The following is a 23,218-nucleotide window of genomic DNA, read 5'->3' on the forward strand; positions in this document are numbered from 1 at the left end:
AGGTGTTGAACACTTTTAGTCCATGAGTATGAACAAAATAAACAGCAGGTAACAGAATGAAATTCATCTGAACTGTTTACAAGGTTGTTCGGTTATGTTCATTATTAAACCAGGAGGAAAGACACTTCGCCCCCTGAAGACAATAAGGTGCCGGGTGAGAGAAAACAACACTATACCTGGTTCCCCCTTCAATTACTGATCCATCAATTTGTATGAGCCCGGCATACACTAGCCCCCGGTTTTGTAAACCGCCCGACACACAGCCCTCTTTTTTATTTTGATGTGCCTGTATTTGTAAAAAACCAGACACCCGATCGCCATGAGCATGGGTTTCTTTGTTATTCAATAAAAAAAATAAAATGGATACAAGAATAAAAGCTCTGCGGGTAGAGCAAATACAAAGAAAAAAAGCGGGTGAGAAAAGGCTTTTCATGTATGCTTTTGCAACGATCATGTTGCTGTTTGCGATGTTGCTGGCTGTCGGATCATATGCCCAGGAGCATAGTGGGAAGCCCTTCAATAATGTAGATGCAAATGGGGTGATACTCGACGGGTATGATGCAGTTGCATTTTTTACCGATAACAAACCGGTAAAAGGTGATGCGAAGTTTCAGTATAAGTATGAAGATGCCATTTACCAGTTTGCATCACAGGAACATCTCGATCTTTTCAAGGCAATGCCGGAGAAATACAAGCCGCAATTTGGCGCCTGGTGTGCTTATGCGGTATCGCTGGGAAGAGTGGCGCCGATTGATGTCAATACATTTTCAATTGTGAATGATCGGTTGGTAATTCAACATAATCAAAGGGCAGTGAATGGCTGGAAGAAGGATGTACAGGGCAACCTGGCTTTAGCCGATAAGTATTGGCCAAAGGTGGCAGAGAAAGGCGGCAAACAAATAACTACCGATGCGGAAAAATCATTTCTGAATAATACGGATCCGGATGGTGTCACTTTGCAGGGATATGACGCAGTAGCTTATTTCACCCAAATGAAAGCGGTAAAAGGCGATCCTAAATATGCTGCCCGCTACAATGGCGCCACCTATTGGTTCTCTTCCGAAAGCAATGCCGGCATGTTTAAAGATCATCCCGAAATGTTTGCACCACAATTTGGCGCTTTCTGTGGTTATGCCATGGCTTTGAATAAACTTAGACCGATCGACCCCGAAATATTTGATGTAATAGACGGCCGGTTGATATTACAACATTCAAAGGATGCTTATGAAAGATTTCACAAAGATGTTGCGGGTTTAACTGCCAAAGCCGATCACAACTGGCCGGGCCAGGTGAAAAAACATGCGGGTAAAAAAGTAAAGTTTGATAAGCCGGCGAAGCCAACGGAGACGGTTGCTGCTAATTGAAAAGCCGTCCTCCTCCCGATCCCGTCAGGGCGGGACCATCAACACGCAGCCCTCGCTTTTCGGAAATGTTGATAATAGTTTTGAATGTTGAAAATGTCGAGTGGCGATATAATGTCGATGTGGTAGATATGAAGTTTGGATTTGCAATGTAGCACCGTCCTTCTCCCTTGGAGAAGGATGAGAGGATGAGGTCTGATGAGCAGTGAACAGAAAGTACAAGTGCGACGCAACGAAGCCGAATAGAATTACTAAAGCTGACACAATAAAAAACAAAAAATATGCAAACAAGTAAACTAGCTGCTGTATTATCAGTTGCTGCTATGGTCATGGTCGCTACAAATGCCCATTCACAGACCATCGCTACAAAAAGTATTTCACTCGAAGGTGCCAAAAAAGTAGCAGGCGCTGCTGTTAAGTATGCAAAAGAAAATAATGCTCCGGGCGGCGCCATTGCAGTAGTAGACAATGGTGGCAACCTGGTATATCTCGAAAGACTCGATGGTACATTTGCAGCCTCTGCCGAAGTATCGATAAAAAAAGCAAATACTGCTGCGTTATTCAAAGCGCCATCAGTAAAACTGGAAAATTCAATTAATGGAGGCCGCCAGGCTTTGATTACAGTGGGCCATACTTTTTTGCAGGGCGGTATTCCCATTATAGTAGATGGACAGATGATCGGTGCTATTGGTGTGAGCGGTGCGTCAAGTGCACAGCAAGATGAAGAAATTGCCATCGCCGGCAGTAAGGCAAAATTTGAAACCCCCAACCCCTAAAGGGAGTTATAAAAGCGGACATAAAAATAGAAGTCATGAGCAGGATATATGATTTTTTAAAACTGTACTTATTGGTGTTGCTTGCATTGTTGTTGGCAATAGCGGTCTTCAGCCAGGAAACAAGACAACTGGCAGTTGATAAACCACAGGCTATCGCTGATTTGAAAACAATAGAAGGAGCGGCGCTTGTGAATGCAAAATGGTATGTGCAGCCCGCACATATCATGGATAAAGAGTTTTACCTGCCAGGTCCTAAAAAAGGTGGTGGCGATGCTTTGTTATTATATCCGACCGGGCGGGCGATACAAACACAAACCCTGCATCCGCAACCCGGCGCCGCCGATTTTGAGAAAGGATTTGTGTCGCTAAATCCAAACGAACTGGAGAGCCGCCAGGGCACTGGTTTGCTTTCCTTCGTTTGGTACAAAGTTGAACTCACTATTCCGGAAGCAATAGGAAAATTGAAGACGGATGGAACAACGGCCGTTTTTGAAATAGTAGTAGACGATTACAGCGAGATATGGGTAAATGGTAAACAGCAGGCAGGTTTGGGACAAACTGGCAATGGATTGATCAGCGGGTATAATGCAAGAAATCGTGTTATACTTACTAATCATGCCAAAGCCGGTGAAAAATTCCTGGTTTATATCCTTGGAATAAATGGTCCTGTCGGCAAGTTGCCTGATAACTATATCTGGGTAAGAAATGCTGTAGTTGATTTTTATAAAGATGGATTACCCGTCAATGCTTCCTGGAAAAATACCGGCAAGATCTATACGATCGATGGAAAATTAAACAACATCATTGCTCCCGGTACAATAGTTGAAAAAGTAGCCGACGGTTTTTCTTTTACCGAAGGGCCAGTGTGGCATCCCGATGGGTATTTACTGTTCAGCGACCCCAATACCAATACTATTTATCGCTACAATCCTACCAATCATAATGTAACAGTGTACATGAGTCATAGTGGGTACACCGGCGCCGACATTGGTGAATATGGACAGCCGGGTAGTAACGGCTTAGTGATCGATAACGAGGGTAGATTGATCATTGATCAGCATGGTAACAGGCGGGTAGTTCGTATTGAGAAGAAGGGGCCTGTTACCGTACTTGCTGATAAAATTGATGGTAAGCGGTTTAATAGTCCCAATGATATTGTGCTGAAAAGTGATGGCACGATTTATTTTACTGATCCACCTTATGGACTGCCCGGTTTTTTTAATGATCCGAAAAAAGAATTGGATTACCAGGGAGTGTTTATGATAAAAAATGCCCGCCTGCCGGACGGGCAGGGCAGGACACAGGTTGTATCAAAAGATTTGGGCGGGCCCAATGGGCTGGCTTTTTCTCCCGACGAAAAATATCTCTATGTCACCAATTGGGATATTCGTGATATCCATCATACGAAAACATTGTGGCAATATGAAGTGCAGACTGATGGCACTTTAAAGAATGGAAAAGTTTTTTATGATTTCAGTTTCACTGAAGACGATGAAGCATTAGACGGAATAAAAGTGGACAAAGAAGGAAATCTTTTTGTATCAGCGCCGGGTGGGTTGTGGATATTAAGCAACGAAGGAAAATTATTGGGTAAAATCGTAACGCCGGAGCGACCGGCCAATATGGCCTGGGGTGATAAAGATGGAAAAACATTGTATATGACTGCTCATACCAGCTTATACAAGATCAGGATTAATACGGGTGGTAAATTTTCATGGCAGTAATACTTATCTATAATTCCTACAAAAAAATAATATCATGCAGATAGTAAAATATTTGTTATTGGTCACAGTTAGTGCGGCTGTACATTCGGTTAATGCCCAGGATAGTAGCAAAGTTTTTGTTACAACCGGGGCGGGAATAATAAAATCCCCCGGGGCTTTAAGTCATGTTCTGCATCCTTCCATAGCTTTCAATTCCGGTTTGGAGCTCGTGAATAAAAAAGGTTGGTTTGCGCAGGGCACCGTTGATTTTAATTCGCTAAAGTATAATCAGCGAATTAAAGAAGATGGATCGCCCTACCTGTTTAAAAATACAAGCAGCTCATTGATCATGCTGGCGATAAATGGCGGTAAAAACTTCTATTGGAACGAGAGAAAATGGTTTGCTTCCCTGTATACCGGTGCCGGCTATTTAAACATTGGCGAGCCAAGATTGTTGCAGGATAATGAGACCACCATCCGGCAGGAAGTGAGCCGCAAGGGATCAGTTTTTGGTAAGGCAGGAACGAGGATCGCTTACAAAACAAAATTGAAATTGCTGCAAACAATCTATTTTGACGGATCGTATTGGCGTTCGCCATTGACAGTGCAGGGATCAAAACTGAGTGGTGTGTCATTGTTCCTGGGACTTCGTATGACCATGAAATAGCTCCGGCAGTTTCAACAAATTCTATTTACGTAAATTGACAATAAAATCATAAGTATGCAAACAGCTATCGTTACAGGAGCCTCAGGTAATTTAGGACAAGCCGTGGTGAAAAAATTTATTGAAAATGGTTTCCATGTGACAGGTACGATTTTGCATAATGATGCTTCAGTAATGGATTTTCCAACCGACCGTTTTGAAGCGAAGGTGGTTGACCTGTCCAGTGAAGCTGGTGCTGCTACTTTCGTGCAGTCCGTGCTGGAAAAAAATAAATCGGTTGATGCGGCTGTTTTGACGGTCGGTGGTTTCGCGGCGGGTAAGATCGTCGATACACCAACCGCTGATATTTTAAAACAATACCAACTCAATTTTGAAACGGCTTACAATATTGCCCGGCCCGTATTCACCCAAATGCTACTGCAAGGGTATGGCCGCATTTTTTTGATAGGTTCCCGTCCCGGTTTGGATGCAAAGAGTGGTAAAGGAATGGTGGCCTATGGCTTGGCCAAGTCCCTAATTTTCCGATTGGCTGAATTAATGAATGACGAAGCAAAGGGACATAACGTGGTTACCAATGTGATTGTTCCCAGCACGATTGATACGCCACAGAATCGTAAGTCGATGCCCGATGCCAATTTTGATAATTGGGTAAAAGCAGAAGATATTGCTGACATTATCAGTTACTACTGTTCGGCCGAAGCAAAGACACTGAGAGAACCGATTATCAAGGTGTACGGCAATGCCTGATCATGGGGCGAGAGGACATTTCATGTTTTGTTCAGTAGCACAGTACACTAAGAGTACCCAACGGGCACTAAGAGGATGGCGATTCTGTTAAATACGTTGTGTTCTTCGTGTCATCCCCTGTGTTCGTTGTCCTTCTTGCTTTTGTTTTAATAATGATGACCTGAGTTTTGATGTTGTTGCACCACAGGAGGACAGTTGCATAGGCAACACATCAAAATTTATTTCAGCTTATTTATGTATTTTCTCTATGATTACTATCTGTGTGGTGACTCTTGAATTGTAAGTCTAATGGATCGGGCTGTGAAATTGATTTAAGGATTAAGTTATTTCCTTCACCATGTCATAGTTATCTTTTCCATCATGCCAGAAAGATGCGATAAAGTGATAGCCATTCTTTTTATAAAAGTTCAGTGCCTTTTCATTCGAAGCCTGCACACCACCCCATAAAATTATCTGGCGAACTCCTTGTTTAATCAATTCTTCTTCGATGATCTTGTGCATGGCGGTGCCCAGCCCGGAACTTTGCCAATCGTCAGCGACGGAGGGAGCATACGTGACAGTAGTATTATAGTCATAAAAAAGATTTCGTTGACCATAGCGTTGCTGATCATGCTCAATCAACCCTCGTTTGACGAGCATGTAAGCGATAATGCCTTCACCCGTTTCGTCCAGTGCAATGAAGCGTTGAATAGTATTGTCGGGTAGGGTAGAAAATGCCCCGATGGTTTGCTGATCAAAAGCATGTGGTCCAAATCTTGACCGGCTTTCCGCTGATAATCGCACCAGGTAATTCAACAAGCGACTGGAATCACCCGGTTCAAAATGCCGGACAGTTACCGTCTTTCCGTTGGCCAATGATAATCTCATTGTTTTAAGCTAATGATAATTGCGAATAGAACTGGTCGGTTGTTGGTTAATTCATATTTTGAGGTGCTGGGTTGAGTTGTAAATATTCCAAAACCTTATTTTTATTTTCGGTATCGCTGAATGGTAAGCTAGTTCTTAACCTTGGTAGAAAAATGATTGGTTTGAACCTTTAAACCTTATTTCGGCTAATGCTTCGCAAGATGCAAAATTACTTTTCCCGGATAAGGTAATAAGGTTAAATCAGTAATGTAATTTTTTTCTACTAAGGTTTGTTCAAAAATTGATTGATATGTTTTTTTAATCACCACAGCAATGGAGAACATCAAAGACCCGTATATTTTTTAGCACCTCAAAATATGAATTAGCCCGGTTGTTATCGGGCGGAAGTCCCGCAGGAAATAGTTTTATCCTGCTGTTTAAACCAGCTTAAGCCACCGGTTCTTTTGATACTTGCTTTATTAACGTATAACACGACCCAGTCATCATGCTGTACGGCCCTGGCGGTGAGTGATACAGGTTCGGCGATATGATCTTTTATGGCCTCATTCAGTTTCCTCCCATTTTCATCCAACAGCAGGTAATAGTTTGTTTCCCCGTTTTCATTGCGTACCCAGAATACTGGACTTATGCCTCCGGCTATACAACGTATGGCACAATCACGATGTGGTTTGCCATGGCCGGGTTTCATGACGCCGAAATAGCATTTGGGATCGAGTATTTCACCGGTTAATTGAACCGTGCCTAATTCTTTTATTTCATTGCTGATGTTGGAGATGGAACTGCTAGCCGCTAACAGCGGGTCATCGTTTTTGTCGATCTGCAACAATGTTTTTCCATCATTATAAATGAGAATTCCTTTCAGCGTTATTTCTTTTTTATCAAGGATAATATTTTTTTCTTTTTCCAATTCAGCCATCACTCCTTCGGCGCCAAATTTTCCATAGCCCACCAATGGCATGGTGATATACGAAGTATTTCCAAATGCATCCGGTCTTGTCATTACTTTCAACGAAGGAATGGGAAACCGCTGATAGATTCCCTTTACTTCTGTCAATTGTCCAAATTCAAAACCAGACGTTGAAAATTTTTTCTGCTGCAATGCCAATATAATTCCTCCTGCAATGACAAGAACAATTAGTACAATGACTACTTTGCGAACATGTTTTGCAAAACCAACTGGCGCATTTGGCATCCAGCCTATATAAAACTCGTTTGTATTCATCTTCTGTTCTGACATATCAATTATATATTTTCAATCATCTGGTTTGTGGGCTGGCATGCCCCCCTTCAGGGGAGGTCTGGAGGGGTTCTCTCTGTCCCTTCCGGGTACGGTGTCGGATTCAGCCACACTTTATTGTCCACTATTTTTACATCGTATGTGTTTACTTTTTCTTTGAAGGGTGGAGGAGATTGCCCATTATGCGGCAGGTATTGATAACCATGCCAGGGGCAGGTGATACAACCATCAATAATTTTCCCTTCGCCCAGCGGTCCGCCCTGGTGCTTGCAGACATTATGAATAGCATACAATTTTTTTTCGTGGCGATACACGGCGATCCGCTCTTTATCCACGCAAAATATTTTTGCCCGGCTATCTTCGATCTCGGTTACATCACACACCAGCACAAAACCGTCCTCCTGTAGTTTGAATGTCGTTGTGTCAATTTTCTTTTCTTTAAAAGCCGCTAACAAATGAAGGGTGACTAATATAGTGGTGCCGATAAAAAGAAGGAGAACAAAAACCGGGTTCTTCTCATATTGTATTACGCCCAGCATCACATGCATTACCACCAGGAAATAGGCGAGATAGACAAACATGTGCAATGTTTTCCAAACCTTCGGCGACAGGTTATGCAGCCAGAAATCGTGACTGGTAATAGCCATCAGGAAAAAAATAATCAACGCAAAAAATCCCAGTGCCTGGAACGGAAAGGCCGGTAATGAACCGAAGTTGGTGTTGGATGTAAATAGAGACACAATAGGATTGGTATTGCCCAACGAATGGAACTGGAGAATACTAAACACTCCATGGATTGCAGCAAAACAAAACATCGTTACACCTAAGTGGCGGCGATTGTATAATAAGGGAAGAAATTTTTTATTGAGCCGGCATAGAGGCCCGATAGCCAATATTACATGCAGGATCAGTAAAGCTAAGGTGGAAGTACTGCGTATCAGCAATGTTTCAAACGTTACTTCTTCATTGAACAATAGTGTCAATGAAATGAAGAAAGCCAGGTAGCTGGTACAAAATCCTGCGATCAGCCAGTCATATATTTTCTTCTGCCGGTTCCAGCCTACGGCCGAATAAGATGTACTCATGCCCTATCCCCTAAAGGGGAATTTAAAATTTAAAAAATCAATTACTCTTTCATGAATAAAATCATATACTACCAGATTCAACTGTTTGTTTTGAGTTGAATCAGTTTTCAATGGAAACACATAATCACCTCTTGCCTCTATTCTGCCGATCAGTTGAGCATCTCCTGGTTTAAACGACCCGGAAATCCCTTCTTTGGAGGGGCTTGCGGAGATTTTGTAAATAGCCGCGGACGGCACAGTCAATGCCAGCTTGTTCTTCCATTCCAGTTGCCAATTGGTCTTTGTTTCATTCGTACGGATATTAATGCAATATTGATCAGTTTCTTTTTTTGCCTGGATAATGGGTAATAATGCGGGCTTTTCTGTTTGTACTATTTTTACCGGCATAGGGTTGGGAATTACCAGCCAGGAAAAAATTATTCCTAATGGCAGCACTACGGCGAGAGCTGCCCATATTTGTAAATGTCTTTTTCGTAGTGGTTTGATCATTTTCTACCTCCTGTAATCGGTAAGTCTACATCTTCTATATGACATCAATCGGTTTTTATTATTGTTCCGCAGGAACAAATGATGGGTACAAGCTTAACCAATAACTAACGATACGTTCCGTAGGAACGTTTGGTGCGTTGCACCATTAACACCAGGCGTTCCAACGGAACGCTGAACCCGCCATCAAAGTTGCGTTACCCATCATTCGTCCCTCGGGGACGATTAGCCAAGAACTTTTATATGTTTATTCTTTCAATTCCTTTTGCTCAGCAGCGAATACCGGCGATGAATGTCGGCATCTCAATCGGCTCTGCTGCATTGGGACCAACTCTGAAGTATCCCGACGAAGCGAAGCTTGTCGGGATACTGATCGAAGTGTCAGCATGCGATGTTTCGGCTTCGCTCAGGACAGTAATGCAGCCTTGTACATCATACAGCCTTCAATGAAACAGCTTACATGCAATAAGAACTTTCCTCACTCCCCTTTAGGGGCGGGGGTTTTCATCCACTTCTTCAAAAGCATTGGCCAGAACACAATCACTCCCGGTATGATGATCACCCGGAAACCCCATTTGGAACCGATGGCACTTTCATCAATTTGCGTAACACCTTTTATCACAAACGGGATGGCAAATGCCAGGCCCGCTAATAAATAAATGGCGACGATGATCAATATGATATAAACGATGGTCATTGATTGTCGACGATTAAGATGCTGTTGAAACCGCTAAAGCCATCAGGCTCACGGTACGGGTTGTTAATGTCTTCCATCCACGACCGGTCGTCCACAAAAAATTTGTAGAGGTAACGACCGGCTGGCAGCATGGGAATCTCAATTTTCCAGACGCCATTGGTGCCGGGTTCGAGCAACAACACATCGTGCTCCCAATGATTAAAAGAGCCGGCTAATGATATTTGCGAAGCACACTCATGCTGCACATAAAACCCAATTGTTTTTTGCCGGCTGTTGATAAGCGGCGAAATTTCCGGTTTGATCATGAGTGGTTTGTTTACGATTTTCAGAATTGCTTTTTTCGGCTGCACTGTTCCAAATCCTTGTCGTTCGGCAGGAAAATTATTTATTCGTTTCGCGGTACTGAATAGAAGGTGACGGATCATAGCCGGTGTAAGCGTTGGATCGGTCTCCAGCAATTGAGCAATGATGGAACTAACGATGGGTGCGGCAAAGGATGTTCCGTCGACATGCATATAATGCGGAGAAATATACCTGCAGGTCTGGATGCGCTGCAGTACGGAGTCTTTTATTAAACCTGCATCACCTGATTGCAAAATTGCTGGATTGATTTGTATATCGCCGGAAAATTTTTCAAAGGCTGTGTATAAGTCGCCTGTTTGCAGGATGCAATGCAGCGCTTCGGCTTCCCGTTGCTCCCTTGTTTCGGGTAGTATCGGCGCTGCTATCCAAATGGCTGGCGCTACCAGCTCGGGTTTCATGATGTCGTCGGCAGTTTTTCCAAACGTAGAATGATAGAGCTTGCCGGCGGGAACGGCCAGTTGATTATCATCATCCGTACCACCCACGGTGATCACGTTGGGTGAGTTGGCCGGCGCTTTGATCATACCGTTTTCATCATTGCCTGCGGCTGCTACTACCACGATGCCTTCTTCAATTAGTTGTTCCGCCAGCAGGTCCACCGGGCTTTGCTTGTAGGAAACAGCTTCGTCATTGCCAAGGCTGATATTGACAACACGAATATCATATTCGCGGTGATGCTGCAGAACCCACTGCAAAGCCTTTACGATATTTTCACTCCTGATACGGGCCTCCCCTAAATCCCCTCCTAAGGAGGGGACTTCGGATACCTTCAGCAATACAAGTTCTGCATCGCTGGCGATGCCTTTGTATAAACCTTTGCTGAGATAACCATCACCGGCGCAAACAACGGAGGTCATGGTGCCGTGCCAGGCGGCCCCCTCTAAATCTCCTCCGCCAGTTGGCGGAGAGACTTTAAGAACCCTATTGTTTGGAATGTCTAATATTAATTTGATGCGGTTTTTATGGGCTGTGAGATCGAGGTGGGGATAGAAGCCACTGTCGATAAAACAGATGGTGACACCTTTGCCGGTATAGCGGGGATCAGCATTCAACCGCAAACCGGTTGGTAGGATGATAAAATCATCGGCTGATTTAATGGGGAAATGCGGGCCAATCTCCGGCAATATCCTTTGCTGCATCACCAACTCTGTATGATAATAATCCACGCAGCGGCTGCAGGCTCCATCGTTCACCGTCCAATCAGGATTATTTGCTTTGATCTTTTCCAGCACTGCTCTTTCATTATCGAAATGATAACGGTAAAGCAATTTATCGACCTGGTCATTGCAAAGAGGGCACAATATGGTAACAGCTTTGCTCATCTTTTGCAAAGCAACGATGGATTGGAATTTTTGGGTGTCGGGTGGGTGACGGATGAGATGAAAAGAAAGACAAGACTTCGCAAATCAGTCTTTATGGGTTGTATTTGCGAAAATCATTTAGTTCGTATATTCGGCAATACACACGTTGTGTGGCATCCGAAGTTCGACCAACGACTGCAATCATTATGAGGACAAGATTACTACAGCGACACAGTTTCATTTTTCTTGTGACTTTGCTTTTTGGGGGGCTTACCGGCTGTAGTGACACGCCAAAGAAAGTTACCAAAGACGAACAACAATATTCCAGTAATCAGCGGTATTTGTTTCAACTTCTTGATGATTATGAAAGGAATTACCGTGCTGCAAAGGAAACAAATGAAAGAGAAAAAATTCGGGCAATCTTTCAGGACAGGATGAAGCAATTTCTTGTCGACTCGCTGGGGCGCTACATTGACAGTATGACCGTAATCGTTGACTCAGTAGTGCAAAAAGATTGGGTTGTAACGACACAGTTTCATTCAAGAAACATAGAGTTCACATATGGCATGAAGTTTCAGGACAGTATGCCGCCTTCAGGAGACTCGATGTACCAGTTCATGAAAGGCTTTACTCCTGGTCAGCAGGTGAATGTTGGCTTTGTTCATTTGGGCGGTGGTGAACTAAATTACCCTGACGACAAAAGCAGGAGAACAATGCGGATTTTTGCTTACCCGGTGCCTTTGAAAACTGCCAATTGAAAAGGACGGGCACACAACAGTGCATTGCTGCAAGTGTGGCTGGACGTAATTCTATTAGGATGCCGAATAAAACGGCATCTGATTAACTTTACTGATCAGCACTGCGGCCAATGCCACACCTGACAGCAATGCTTTAACGTTAGCGGTAATGCTATGACGACACAAATACCGACAGAAGGCTAAGAATTAAGCTTGACTACTACTAATTTTGCTAAAATACTTCAATCGGTTACAAATAAAAATCCATTAACAATCCTACACGACCGAATAATACAAGAAGCAAAGAGACTTTTATTTATACAAATGAAAGAAGTAAAACTATTGCTTACGAACTTGGTTTTGAAAATAAAGCACATTTTAGTAGGTTCTTAAAAATAGAACAGGTTTCAGTCCGAAAGAATTCACAAAAGAAATGTGTATTAAATTTTATGATTTGTGCATTTTTTAGGTGCTGGTACACTTTTACTTTTGCATTATTATTAATTTAAAATATCGAACAATGCAAGCACAAATAATCACTTATCAATTAAATGATATTTCTCAAGCGGAATATCTTAAGCAAATGGTGGAACCAGATGCACCAATTTTAGCGGAAGTAAAAGGTCTTATTTCAAAAGTTTGGCTCGCAGACATAGAAAAAAACACTTTTGGCGGTTTCTATTTATGGGAAAACAAAACGGCAATGGAAGATTTTATGAATTCTGACTTGGTAAAAGCAGTTGTAAGCCGACCGTTCGTAAAGAATGTTTCTTCGGTTGACTATGAAGTAAATCAGAATGCTTCATTAATTACTCGGGGACTCAAATAGGAATTAGATCTTCTATTGTGTTGACAGAAGCACTTCCGCTAACATCGGCCGTTGGCTGCAAGCATAGAAGACCATCCATTCATATAAAGACTTAACAAAATACTTTGGAGCTCCTTTATCAGACATAAACTTTCTGACATTCATTAAGAGTACATTTAGCGACTTGATCGAGTATAATGTCACAGATAGTAATTATATGCCATCAGAAAAGTCTGGATTGGAGTTAGGTTTTGTGAATAATGAAGAAGTTTTTGATGAAGACGATAATGTTGTTATTGAAAAAGGCAATCCTATTTTTTCTACCGTCAACATCTTTCCAAAATCTACTCTGACTGAACTTCCGTTTAATATCACTTTTGGTGATTACAGAGCGCAAGTTTTTGAAAAAGCGGGAAAGCCCACGCAAACACGACAAGGCGAGGCATCCTTTCTTGGCTCAGCCTACTTGGTAGACAATTACAAGGTAGGTGATACTGTAGTATCTATCGACTACGAGCCAAAAAGGGAAAGCATCAACTTTATACTAATCAGGGATAACAACTTAGTAGAACATTTGAAGCTGTAAAATGCCAACAGCAAGCATCGATTGACGAATATGTTGTGGACAAATTATCTTTAACGAGCAGCAAAAAGTAAATGAAGCTGAAGTTTTCAAATGCTCTTACTTCTTAAGGCTATTCTACTTTGTCTGTAACGTTATTTATAGATAAATTCAAGTTAAATTCAAGAAGAACAAGAAATGAAATCTGACGAAAGGAAATCAAGATTAACGTGGCACAAAGACATCTTATTAGCCACACTTGACTACATTCTTGAACAGGCTGTAAAAGATTTATCAAACAGCGAATATGAATATGTGGTTGAGCATTATCAGCAGCAAAAACAACAGATTGAAAAATATTGTCAACAGGGTAGAATGGACAGGCTTCAGCAAAAACTCAATAGCTTAGCCGAACACCCAAGGCGAAGAAGTGACTTGGCTTTTCGCAGTTATATCAAAGAAAAAACAGGTCACGATATTGACATTTTTGAAAGTGTGGAAGCCCGGGTAGATGGGATTATAAGACAAAATCAAATCAGGAATAAAAAGGAACTTCAAGATATCAGTATAATGCTATTCGTTTATGAACAAAATCCAATGAAACAGGGGAAGGTTAATGTTTTGAAAAGCTTACTTATTGATTTCGGCAATCGAACTAAATCACCAAAAAATCCTAAATTATAAATGGTTGCAATCGTATTAAGAGATTGTATTTCCACCAATTGCACAAGACCGGGAAATCATTTTCAAAAACTAAACTGATACTCCAAACTTGTCACAAACGATCTTGTTAACCCATCAGGGCGTTGATCTCTTACGACAAATGGCGCACCAATTGAAAGTTCAAAACCATTTCCATTTTTAAGGCGACAGTCAACAAATACATTTCCATTCAGTGTAAGCCCGGGAGAGTTATAAATCTTCCGCCTGGTTTTATTATCATCTGCATAGCTGTCATTGCCCAAATGATAAATGCCCAGCAGGCTTGGCCGTATCGAAAATCGTTCGCCTGTGTGAAAGCTATAAGAAACTCTTCCAACAATATCTCCTCTTCTTTCAAACTCATTGGTAGGCCAGTATTTTAAGGTGAGTGGTGTAGCCGGGTAATCACCCGGCAGGAATTTATTTTCATTGTTTGCTTTCAGTGGCTGCTGCAAAGCCAGGGTAGCGCCAAAATTTTTCCGGTTATAGTTCAACGCCAGCACCAGGTCAATCGTACCCAGGCTTGTTTGATAGGGCATGGGTAAGTGAATGCCATGCTTCACAATGTCGGCGCCATCTAAGGGCAGCTTCAAGCCCAGCACAAAAGATTTCTGCCATTTTTTATTGGCGCCTTTCTTGTCAGCCGGCTGGTCAAAAGCATGGTTGACGGAAAAAAACAAATCTGTCCAGCCATTGGTATTGGCTAGTTCTCCATTGACAAATGAATAGCCGAGTTTCCCCGTTACAGATGTTTGGTTGGTTATACTCCTTGTGTATTCGAGATAACCGGTATAGTTGTCGGTTGACCGTTCACCCTTGCCAAAGGCAAAGCCCACTGAAATATCATTCTTCTTTCCTTCTTTTGATTCATGGGCTTCCGCATTGTTTTTTATCGAATGCAGTGTACATACACCCGCATCGCTGCAGCCCTGAGAATGAGATTGGACAGAAATGATAGTTACAATTGATAAGATCGGAAGTATTTTTTTCATTGTTGTTGTTTTCATTGAACATTGAGCGTTGAGCATTGAAAATTGAACATTTCCTTCACCGCAACAAGAATGTTCAATGCTCAATTTTCAATGTTCATTATTTATTAACATATTCTTTTATCAATAAGGCGTGTCCATCCGGATCACGCACTATAAATGATTTGTTGTGTATTCCGTTGACATCCTGCTGCACTAATTCTTTTGAAACAAATTTTGCATGACCGGTTTTGAATTTATTGTATAAAACTTCTGCATCCTTCACGATCAGCTCAGTTTGCCAATGCCAGGCATCATCGGTTCTTGAATCTGCGGGATAAGGCTTGCCGGGTCCGGGCACGAGGTATTGCAAAAACTCAATGCCCGGGCCTTGTGCGGCCCGGTAACCGGTAATATGCAACGATGCTCCTTCTACATTGTTTAAATGCTCCTGTTCTTCGCCCTTGTTCCAGCTATCACCTTTTCGTTCTATGCCCAGCATGTCCCTATAAAAGGCATGACTGTTTTCAGTATTGCTCACCCCGATGGCAGTATGGTCGATGCCGAGAAATAATTTGCCGTTGTTCCGATAGCTATCGGGATGCCATTTTCCCAGGCCTTTTCCTTTTGGAAAAAATATCAGTTCGAGATTGTGCTTATCGGGATCATGAAAGTAAAATGCTTTGATGCCCTCAGCCGCAGGTATAGATTTGGGCAATGTTTGCGGTGCAGTGGATACATGTTCCACCTTGTATTTCTTTAATTGCCTGTAGGCTTTATCCATATCACTTACCACGATAGCGATATGCTGGAAAAAAAGATCATTGCTTTTGGCATCTTCGGGAATGCTGCGGCCACCGGTGGTCAGGTAATCTGTCAGCTCAAGGAATTCATCTCCCAGCTGCAAGCGAACCACTCTTGCATTTAACCCAAACAGGCCATTTAGCTTTTCAACTTTTTCACCACTCCACTCCGTGTCACTGATTTTTTTAAAACCCAATACTTCAGTATAGAATTGCACAGAACGATCCATATCCTTTACCGTCATTCCAATCGCTTCCACTTTGCTCACCTGTGAAAGAGAAATAATGGAAATAAGGATGGCTTTGATTAAAGCCATTGTATAGCGTAATTTCCTTTTCATGTGTTGTTTTTTACATAACTCAAAACTGATTAGCTGTTTAAACAGGAGACTCCCACGGAGTCTTATCCATTTATTGTTATTGTTTTTTATAAACAGGTAACCACTACGTGGTTTAAGAAAGAAACGGTTCAAGGTTAAGAGATCTTTCATAAGAATGAGTCTTGCGGTTCGGTAATTTTACTAGCTGTGTTTTTGATATGCACCACACGACCTTGATTTATGTTCTTTCTTCGTTGGATAAAAAGAAAAACTTCGGTGGCTGTTAACATGCCGGCAAAAGGAATAAAAAGGTAGATCCAAAAAGATGTCCAAATGCCGGAAGGCAATGCCGATGCAAAACTGCGGACCGGGTTCATACCAAAGCCGCTAATAGGTCCGGCAATTATTACCCAGCAACAAACCAGGATAGCGGAAACGATCCGGGTATATCTTTTCAACTTTTCATGATGCGAAGTGAATAGTACCATGCTCATCGTGATAAAGGCAATGATGTATTCTGTGAGCAATGCATAGCCTGGTCCCCATTTGCCCGGAATGGTAACGGATGAGTTCACCGGCGGATCGGTTAAAATAGTTCCCATCAATGCCTGCATGATAAAAACTGCTGCTGTGCCACCAATGAATTGAAAGATGACGAAGAACAGAGCATCGTAGCGGCACATTTTGCCGATGCGTAAAAAACTCAGCGTAACAGCAGGATTGATCTGCGAACCGCTTGGCGCCGTCCAGGGAGAATAAAAAATAAACAGCGCAGTAAATCCCATCATCAATCCCATCAACAAATTCTTCGCCATTTCACCAGGGATAGCATTATGCCATGTACTTTTTTCTGAAAAGATCATCGCACTGAAAAAGCAGGCCGAGATCATAAAGATGGCAAGACCCAATGCTTCCTGCAGGTAGTGTTTCCAGTTTTTACGGAACACTGCCTTCATCTGCTTTGCACCTTTCGTGCCGGTAAATACCTGTATCGGCATTGCTCTCATGATGCAAAAAGAAGCAATGTCATGAGTGGATGCTGTCGGGTGTTTGACTTTAAGCGCTTATTTCAGGATAACCCAATAAATAAGTCACTTTCATGCCAAATTTGTTTTTGAGGTTTCCTGCCTTCCAGGTAAAAGAATGATTGTTGATTGAATTGGCTATTACTAACAGTTCAGCCGGTTTGTATAACCGCATGATAGAAACTACTCCATCCCAAATGGTGCAAAGTGGGATAAGCGGTACCAGGTAAGTGAATATGATCCTGGAAAATCTGAATGGCCTGAAAAATGGAGTAAAAAGAAAAAAGATAACCGGGTGAAAAATGATAATTCCCAATACTGTAAAAATATTTTTATCACCCCCGTCAAAAACGGCGATTGGTTGCCGGGCTGTTACAGCATCCTGCAACACTAGCTTTGCGTGTTCTTTATTGAAATGATGGAAGGCTGAGAAAATGGTCCTTAATCCTTTTAACTCCGGAGGCACGTTCATTGCATCAACGGGATAACCGGCAAAGTCAATATCTCCGTTGCTTTCTTTTTTAAGAAGATGGAATGCTTCAAAGTTTGGGAATTTATCGGTTAAGATTACCGGTAAGCTGAGGAAATAAGTGTCGTGGAAATTTTTTTGAATCTTTTTAATTGCTCCGCCACCCCCGGAGCATAAATCAATAATTGTAAAACGTTCAGCATTTTCCAGTCCTTCCCTGATAATTGTTGTTACCGGATAATAAAAATTGACAGCACTAAGAACGAATCGTAAATAATCCGTCATGCTCTCCCTTAAAAAATCAGGGAACCAGTCCAGGTCTTCAAATTCAAATAAACGCATGGCCTTGAAAAGATAGGCAATTTTAACATCGCAGCTTTTGAGACTATGCTTATTGTACTTAATCCAGCTAAAGGAAGTTGTGAGAGGAGTAGTGAAAAGCGAAAATTCAAAAGTTAAAATTATTTCGGAACTATTTCTGTCCACTTAGCACTCACTGTTCCCTACATGCTATCCCGATCTCTTTTAATTCTTTTCCCAAAAAATAATTCAATGCGGTTCTCAATATGGCAATGGCGGCGAGTTTCCCAATATCGTTCCAACTGGGTGCAACAGCAGTGGCTAATACATCAGCACCCAACAACAATTCCAGGGATACAGCCACTGCACTGCCAAATCTTACTCTAAGCCCCTCCAAACCTCCCCGGTGGGGAGGACTTTTGAAAAACTCCTTTTTAAAAGTAAAACCCACATAACGGTATAATAATTTTAAAACAGCGATGCCGATTATTGTTGCTGCCATTATTTCCAGTCCATGACTGATACAAACGGTTATTTTTTTTGCAAATTCTTCCATCATTTTTTAAGAAAGCCCCATATCCCTTAGCAGGACAGGGGCCCATTAACCCCTGCCTGACGGCAGGCAGGAAAACCAACTGTTATGAGAGAGCGTTAAGAAAGGACACGTTGAAAAGCATTTTGTTTGTCTGCTTTACTTGCTTGTTTGTTCAGTACCTGGTTGATGATATGATCACCCACCCGCAATGCATTGGCTGCAATAGTCAACGCAGGATTAAAAGCACCACAGCTTGGGAAAAAACTCGCATCTACGACATAGAGATTTTCCAGGTCATGGGCTTTGCAATTTATATCCAGCACCGACGAGGATGGATCAGTGCCAAATCGCAAGGTTCCATTCTGGTGACTCATGCCACTAATGTCCAGGTCATAGCCACCCCATTTCACATTTTTATAATCCGCATCTTTTTCACCCAATTTTTCAAAAATGCCTTTTAGTTTTTCTTTTAATTTTTCGTAAGCGGTATAATTATTCCGGGTGTAATTCACCTGGATGTTTCCATCATCCCGAAGGGAGACACGATTGTCGGGACCAGGAAGATCTTCCGCCGTTAACCAAAAATCAATACTCATCTCTTTGAGTTCTTCGTAAGTTTTGCCCGGGAATAATGTTTCGCCCATCCATAATATTGTGTCGGGATCGTTTCTTCCCATCAACTGTATTTCGCCCAGGGGGTATTCGCTGTCATCAGCACCGTGATAAAAATCGGCGAGGCCTAAACTTTTTTGAAAGACACAATCATTTTTCTTTTTGGTAAAAGCCACCAGGCAGCCGTTGTGATGCAACATCAGGTTTCTTCCCACCTGGTCTGATGAATTGGCCAATCCTGTTGGATGTTTTGCATTGGCACTGCGCAATAACAAAGCAGCGGAGTTCACCGCGCCACAAGCCACGATCACTATGTCGGCATTAAATACAATGCGTTCGCCTTTTACATCGGCAATCACTTTGGTTATTTTAGTTCCTTCTTCATTTGTATCAAGCTTTTCCACGTAAGCATGGGTGAGTAGCGTAACATTTTTATTCATCAATGCGGGACGCAGGCATCTTACCTGTCCATCGGCTTTGCTGTCGGTGAGATCAGGAAAGCCATCAAAATTTTCCAATACCAGTGGTGCTTCCGTTTCCGTATAGTCCTGTGGCAGCCGCACACCCATTGGCAGGGGAAAAGGTTTTAATCCCAGTGTTTTCATTTTTTGTTCCAGGTCCATGATCAATGGCTCATAGGGCAGTGGTGGTAATGGATATTCACTATTGGCAGGCGGCTCGCTGGGATCAACACCTCTTTTGCCATGAACACTGTATAACTGCTCGGCCTGGGTATAATAATTTTCCAGCGTAGGATAACCAAATGGCCAGGCAGGCGAGGTACCGCCATAATGTTGTACTTCTTCAAAGTCAGATTCACGGAAGCGGAATAAAGCAGCGCCATACATTTTGCTATTGCCACCAACATTATAATGGATATAAGGTTTGAAAGGCTTGCTATCTTTATCATACCAATCTTCTTTGGGGCGATAGCGTCCCAGTGTTACCACTTCATGCGGATCCCAGTTTTGTTTTTCTTTGGGAATAAAGCCACCTCTTTCCAGTATCAAAATTTTTTTGCCGGTCGGCGCCAGTTTATAAGCCATGGTGCTGCCACCGCTACCGGTGCCAATGATGATGATATCGTAATGGTTGATCATATTTGAAGTTTGAGATTTGAAGTTTTCATTTCTTCTGTTGATACAAAGAGAAGATGAAAACAAAAAAATCTTTGTCGGGCAAGTGACGGAAAATTTTTATTACCCGAATCCACGGCATAATGTGGACAGAAGTGTCAGTTCTTTTACAATTGGCGCCGCGGCTCCTGATCAACTTTGGTTAAAATTTGATTGTATGAACAAAATAAAGTGGTTACTCATTCTTACCCTGTTGGCAAATCTTTCTTTGCAGGCGCAACGATCTGCTACATTTATTGAGTCTGGAAAAGCGATCCGCGGTTATGACCCTGTTGCTTATTTTACCCAAAGCAAAGCGGTGAAAGGAAATGATAAACTCATTTACCAATGGAATAATGCCAGCTGGCATTTTTCTTCGGCGGAAAACCTGGAGCTTTTTAAGACAAACCCCGAAAAATATGCGCCGCAATACGGTGGCTATTGCGCCTATGGGTTATCGAATGGCTACAAAGCACCGACTTCTGCTGATGCATGGACTATTGAGAACGGAAAACTTTATCTCAATTATAATTTAAAAGTAAGAGAGGAGTGGAACAAAGACCGGCAACAGAGAATTGAAAAGGCTGATAAGAACTGGCCGGAAGTAAAGGATAAGGGATAGGCTAAAAAAAATGTCACTTCAATTTTCCCGGGTGGTGAGTTTATAACGGAAAAGGTTAGAACAAAATCATAAATTACATGGCTGTAAATTTTTGCCGGCGCATTTCCAAGTTTCGTTATCCTAAGAATAGCTATGTGCTAATATCTATGTGCCTGTGTTTCTATTGTGGTTAAAATTTTTTACCACATCGGCATAGAGAAAACATAAGTGTTCACATAGACTGGTAGTTAGTGAAACTTTTAAATGCGCTGCTTAACCCCTGCAACTATAAATAACCCTTCCTGATGAATGAAAAAGTAAAGATCATTAGCACTGAAATTCTTTCCAGCAACTGGTATACGCTCAAAAAACTCACTTATCAAATTCAAAAAACCAATGGGGATCTGCAAACGCAGCAGCGGGAAGCTTATGACCGTGGCAATGGCGCTACCATCCTGCTCTATAATAAAGAAAAGAGAACGGTGATACTGACCCGCCAGTTTCGGCTGCCTACTTTTATCAATGGCAATGAAACCGGCATGCTGATAGAAGCATGTGCTGGTTTGCTGGACCAGGATAACCCGGAAGATTGCGTCCGCCGGGAAACCGAAGAGGAAACTGGTTATAAAGTATCGGATGTCCGCAAGATATTTGAAGCCTATATGTCACCGGGTTCGGTAACGGAACTGATCTATTTTTTCATCGCCGAATATTCACCGCTGATGAAAGTGCACGATGGCGGCGGGATGGAACATGAACAGGAAGATATTGAAGTGCTGGAGCTGTCGATGGACAAGGCCTATGATATGATCAGCAACGGTGAGATCAAAGACGGAAAAACGATCATGCTTTTACAGTATGCAAAGTTGAATAATATTGTTTGAAGCAATCAAAAGGACGACAATTAAAAATTTTGGAACATGAAACTAAATTACTACCAGGTTGACGCTTTTACCGATGCCATCTTTGGCGGTAATCCAGCTTGCGTCGTACCGCTGGATGAATGGTTGCCTGGTGAACTGCTGCTGAAGATTGCGAAAGAAAACGCTGTTCCGGAAACCGCTTTTTTTATACCTTCTGGCGATGCATTTGCATTAAGATGGTTCACCCCGGAGATCGAAATGGATCTCTGCGGCCATGCCACACTGGCGACCGCTCATGTTTTAAAGCAACATCTTTCGCTGGAAAGTGGCAAGATTATTTTTCAGTCGAAAAGCGGTGAATTGCAGGTGACGATAGCAAATGAATTGTATACGCTGGACTTTCCATCGCGGATGCCGGTGCGGGCAGCATTGCCGGCTATCATTCAAGCTTCATTGAGTGTACAACCTGCGGAAACCTGGCTGTCGAGGGATTATATGCTGGTGTATGAAAATGAACAGGCAATCAGGGAGATTCAAATAAACAGGCAGGTATTGGACCAGGTTAACCTCGATCCCGGTGGCATCATCATTACAGCTAAAGGTGAACAATGTGATTTCGTATCTCGTTTTTTTGTACCACAGGCTTCCATCTTTGAGGACCCGGTTACGGGTTCGTCGCATTGTAGCCTGATACCTTACTGGAGCAAAAGATTGGGTAAGACAAAAATGACAGCCCGCCAACTTTCTGAAAGAGGAGGCAAGTTATCTTGTGAGGATAAAGGAGACCGGGTATTGATTGCCGGCCATGCGAGAACTTATTCGATGGGAACATTGTGGACGGAATGAGGTTGTTTTTGTTATGAATAAGAGGGATAGTTGTTATGTTTGGGGTAAAAAATACGGACACCCCGGCGTCAGCAGCATCTCATGAGACTAGTCATCATAATTTCAGTTTTCTCTTTCTTGATTTCTTGCAGTTGGAAGAAATATCCAGCAGAGAAGTACACAATTTCCAAACGGCATAGAGATTTGATATCTTCTTACAAAGTGGGCGATACATTGAAATTTAAGAACAGCAAAGGAAACCTTGCTCTCTACTTAATTCCCAGGATCGATTCTTCACTACATAATGAACGAGGATTCTTTATGAATGCAAGAGAGTATAAAGACATTTCAATCGCTTGTCATGAAATAACAAATCCAAGAAGAGGGTATGATGACTATAGCCTCATTTTGATAACGAAATATCCTGACGAAGATTCAATATATTTCAATTTACGATTGAAAGACTTTTACGGGATAAACCCAGGTGACCAGTTTTGCCATAACAAGGATACGGTGATTGTTAACGACTTTTCATTTTCAAATTATTACTCGTTTCGACCGTATAATTATGCACAGCAAAAAGATTCTAACTCTATTGCAAAAATTTATATGACCAACGATCAAGGCATTGTTGCTTATCAGTACGTGAATGGAGAATGGTGGACAAAGGTAAAATGAATGCTCAC

At 42.2% G+C, this 23,218-nt stretch carries 26 protein-coding genes; 14 read left to right on the forward strand and 12 right to left on the reverse strand.

Annotated elements, in window-relative coordinates; all coding sequences use genetic code 11:
• The first annotated feature begins 359 nt into the window (after window positions 1–359).
• The 5 genes from P2W73_RS02165 to P2W73_RS02185 all read left to right on the forward strand — a co-directional run bounded on the left by P2W73_RS02165 (window position 360) and on the right by P2W73_RS02185 (window position 5,251).
• Window positions 360–1,364: a YHS domain-containing (seleno)protein gene (locus P2W73_RS02165; protein WP_276500336.1), complete on the forward strand. Its 1,005-nt coding sequence runs from the start codon at window positions 360–362 to the stop codon at window positions 1,362–1,364.
• A gap of 278 nt (window positions 1,365–1,642) precedes the next feature.
• Window positions 1,643–2,137, forward strand: coding sequence for a GlcG/HbpS family heme-binding protein (locus tag P2W73_RS02170; RefSeq protein WP_276500337.1), 495 nt, complete (start codon window positions 1,643–1,645; stop codon window positions 2,135–2,137).
• Window positions 2,138–2,172: 35 nt separating this feature from the next.
• Entirely contained in the window at window positions 2,173–3,861 is a 1,689-nt protein-coding gene (locus P2W73_RS02175; protein ID WP_276500338.1) for an SMP-30/gluconolactonase/LRE family protein, read from the forward strand.
• Window positions 3,862–3,895: 34 nt separating this feature from the next.
• Window positions 3,896–4,507 carry a hypothetical protein gene (locus tag P2W73_RS02180; RefSeq protein ID WP_276500339.1) on the forward strand — a complete coding sequence of 204 codons (612 nt, stop codon included), beginning with the start codon at window positions 3,896–3,898 and terminating at the stop codon, window positions 4,505–4,507.
• Window positions 4,508–4,561: 54 nt separating this feature from the next.
• On the forward strand, window positions 4,562–5,251 hold the full coding sequence (locus P2W73_RS02185; RefSeq protein WP_276500340.1) for an SDR family NAD(P)-dependent oxidoreductase: 690 nt from the start codon (window positions 4,562–4,564) through the stop codon (window positions 5,249–5,251).
• A gap of 318 nt (window positions 5,252–5,569) precedes the next feature.
• On the opposite strand, the gene P2W73_RS02190 is transcribed toward P2W73_RS02185, so the two are convergent.
• The 4 genes from P2W73_RS02190 to P2W73_RS02205 form a co-directional block, all read right to left on the reverse strand.
• On the reverse strand, window positions 5,570–6,118 hold the full coding sequence (locus P2W73_RS02190) for a GNAT family N-acetyltransferase (protein ID WP_276500341.1): 549 nt from the start codon (window positions 6,116–6,118) through the stop codon (window positions 5,570–5,572).
• A 373-nt stretch (window positions 6,119–6,491) separates the two neighbouring features.
• Complete coding sequence (locus tag P2W73_RS02195) at window positions 6,492–7,355, reverse strand: hypothetical protein (RefSeq protein WP_276500342.1); 864 nt, start codon at window positions 7,353–7,355, stop codon at window positions 6,492–6,494.
• A gap of 50 nt (window positions 7,356–7,405) precedes the next feature.
• Entirely contained in the window at window positions 7,406–8,440 is a 1,035-nt protein-coding gene (locus P2W73_RS02200; protein ID WP_276500343.1) for a Rieske 2Fe-2S domain-containing protein, read from the reverse strand.
• A gap of 3 nt (window positions 8,441–8,443) precedes the next feature.
• Window positions 8,444–8,929 (reverse strand): hypothetical protein, encoded by a 486-nt coding sequence (locus P2W73_RS02205; protein WP_276500344.1) that lies wholly within the window; start codon window positions 8,927–8,929, stop codon window positions 8,444–8,446.
• A gap of 240 nt (window positions 8,930–9,169) precedes the next feature.
• On the opposite strand from P2W73_RS02205, the gene P2W73_RS02210 reads away from it, so the two are divergent.
• The gene (locus P2W73_RS02210; protein ID WP_276500345.1) at window positions 9,170–9,376 is read left to right on the forward strand and encodes a hypothetical protein; all 207 of its coding nucleotides are present in this window, start codon (window positions 9,170–9,172) and stop codon (window positions 9,374–9,376) included.
• Between the two features lie 28 nt (window positions 9,377–9,404).
• On the opposite strand, the gene P2W73_RS02215 is transcribed toward P2W73_RS02210, so the two are convergent.
• Both P2W73_RS02215 and P2W73_RS02220 read right to left on the reverse strand, forming a co-directional pair.
• A complete protein-coding gene (locus tag P2W73_RS02215) occupies window positions 9,405–9,623 on the reverse strand; it encodes a hypothetical protein (RefSeq protein WP_276500346.1) in 219 nt (72 codons plus the stop codon).
• Window positions 9,620–11,308 (reverse strand): S8 family serine peptidase, encoded by a 1,689-nt coding sequence (locus P2W73_RS02220; RefSeq protein WP_276500347.1) that lies wholly within the window; start codon window positions 11,306–11,308, stop codon window positions 9,620–9,622. The genes P2W73_RS02215 and P2W73_RS02220 overlap by 4 nt, the downstream gene beginning before the upstream one ends.
• A 227-nt stretch (window positions 11,309–11,535) precedes the next feature.
• Here P2W73_RS02220 and P2W73_RS02225 point away from each other — a divergent pair, with 227 nt between their 5' ends.
• The 4 genes from P2W73_RS02225 (at window position 11,536) to P2W73_RS02240 (ending at window position 14,078) form a co-directional block, all read left to right on the forward strand.
• Window positions 11,536–12,045 carry a hypothetical protein gene (locus P2W73_RS02225; RefSeq protein ID WP_276500348.1) on the forward strand — a complete coding sequence of 170 codons (510 nt, stop codon included), beginning with the start codon at window positions 11,536–11,538 and terminating at the stop codon, window positions 12,043–12,045.
• A gap of 499 nt (window positions 12,046–12,544) precedes the next feature.
• The gene (locus P2W73_RS02230; RefSeq protein ID WP_276500349.1) at window positions 12,545–12,853 is read left to right on the forward strand and encodes a YdhR family protein; all 309 of its coding nucleotides are present in this window, start codon (window positions 12,545–12,547) and stop codon (window positions 12,851–12,853) included.
• Between the two features lie 196 nt (window positions 12,854–13,049).
• Window positions 13,050–13,418, forward strand: coding sequence for a hypothetical protein (locus P2W73_RS02235; RefSeq protein ID WP_276500350.1), 369 nt, complete (start codon window positions 13,050–13,052; stop codon window positions 13,416–13,418).
• Window positions 13,419–13,592: 174 nt separating this feature from the next.
• Complete coding sequence (locus tag P2W73_RS02240) at window positions 13,593–14,078, forward strand: hypothetical protein (RefSeq protein ID WP_276500351.1); 486 nt, start codon at window positions 13,593–13,595, stop codon at window positions 14,076–14,078.
• Between the two features lie 62 nt (window positions 14,079–14,140).
• Here the strand turns inward: P2W73_RS02240 and P2W73_RS02245 are convergent, their stop codons facing one another.
• The 6 genes from P2W73_RS02245 to P2W73_RS02270 all read right to left on the reverse strand — a co-directional run bounded on the left by P2W73_RS02245 (window position 14,141) and on the right by P2W73_RS02270 (window position 20,228).
• The gene (locus P2W73_RS02245) at window positions 14,141–15,088 is read right to left on the reverse strand and encodes a hypothetical protein (protein WP_276500352.1); all 948 of its coding nucleotides are present in this window, start codon (window positions 15,086–15,088) and stop codon (window positions 14,141–14,143) included.
• A 97-nt stretch (window positions 15,089–15,185) separates the two neighbouring features.
• Window positions 15,186–16,208: a VOC family protein gene (locus tag P2W73_RS02250; protein WP_276500353.1), complete on the reverse strand. Its 1,023-nt coding sequence runs from the start codon at window positions 16,206–16,208 to the stop codon at window positions 15,186–15,188.
• Between the two features lie 146 nt (window positions 16,209–16,354).
• A complete protein-coding gene (locus tag P2W73_RS02255) occupies window positions 16,355–17,194 on the reverse strand; it encodes an aquaporin (RefSeq protein ID WP_276500354.1) in 840 nt (279 codons plus the stop codon).
• Between the two features lie 49 nt (window positions 17,195–17,243).
• Entirely contained in the window at window positions 17,244–18,023 is a 780-nt protein-coding gene (locus P2W73_RS02260; protein WP_276500355.1) for a hypothetical protein, read from the reverse strand.
• Window positions 18,024–18,174: 151 nt separating this feature from the next.
• Window positions 18,175–18,540: a DUF1622 domain-containing protein gene (locus tag P2W73_RS02265; protein WP_276500356.1), complete on the reverse strand. Its 366-nt coding sequence runs from the start codon at window positions 18,538–18,540 to the stop codon at window positions 18,175–18,177.
• A gap of 92 nt (window positions 18,541–18,632) precedes the next feature.
• A complete protein-coding gene (locus P2W73_RS02270; protein ID WP_276500357.1) occupies window positions 18,633–20,228 on the reverse strand; it encodes a GMC oxidoreductase in 1,596 nt (531 codons plus the stop codon).
• Window positions 20,229–20,421: 193 nt separating this feature from the next.
• Between P2W73_RS02270 and P2W73_RS02275 the strand changes: the two genes are divergently transcribed.
• The 4 genes from P2W73_RS02275 (at window position 20,422) to P2W73_RS02290 (ending at window position 23,210) form a co-directional block, all read left to right on the forward strand.
• Window positions 20,422–20,865, forward strand: a complete 444-nt coding sequence (locus P2W73_RS02275; RefSeq protein WP_276500358.1) for a YHS domain-containing (seleno)protein — start codon at window positions 20,422–20,424, stop codon at window positions 20,863–20,865.
• 284 nt (window positions 20,866–21,149) lie between these two features.
• Window positions 21,150–21,728, forward strand: coding sequence for a GDP-mannose pyrophosphatase NudK (nudK, locus tag P2W73_RS02280; RefSeq protein ID WP_276500359.1), 579 nt, complete (start codon window positions 21,150–21,152; stop codon window positions 21,726–21,728).
• Between the two features lie 36 nt (window positions 21,729–21,764).
• Window positions 21,765–22,553: a PhzF family phenazine biosynthesis protein gene (locus P2W73_RS02285; protein WP_276500360.1), complete on the forward strand. Its 789-nt coding sequence runs from the start codon at window positions 21,765–21,767 to the stop codon at window positions 22,551–22,553.
• A 183-nt stretch (window positions 22,554–22,736) separates the two neighbouring features.
• Window positions 22,737–23,210 carry a hypothetical protein gene (locus tag P2W73_RS02290; protein WP_276500361.1) on the forward strand — a complete coding sequence of 158 codons (474 nt, stop codon included), beginning with the start codon at window positions 22,737–22,739 and terminating at the stop codon, window positions 23,208–23,210.
• Window positions 23,211–23,218: the final 8 nt, after the last annotated feature.

Origin of the sequence: Terrimonas pollutisoli (genome assembly GCF_029360765.1) — a bacterium.
Classification (GTDB): domain Bacteria; phylum Bacteroidota; class Bacteroidia; order Chitinophagales; family Chitinophagaceae; genus Terrimonas_B; species Terrimonas_B pollutisoli.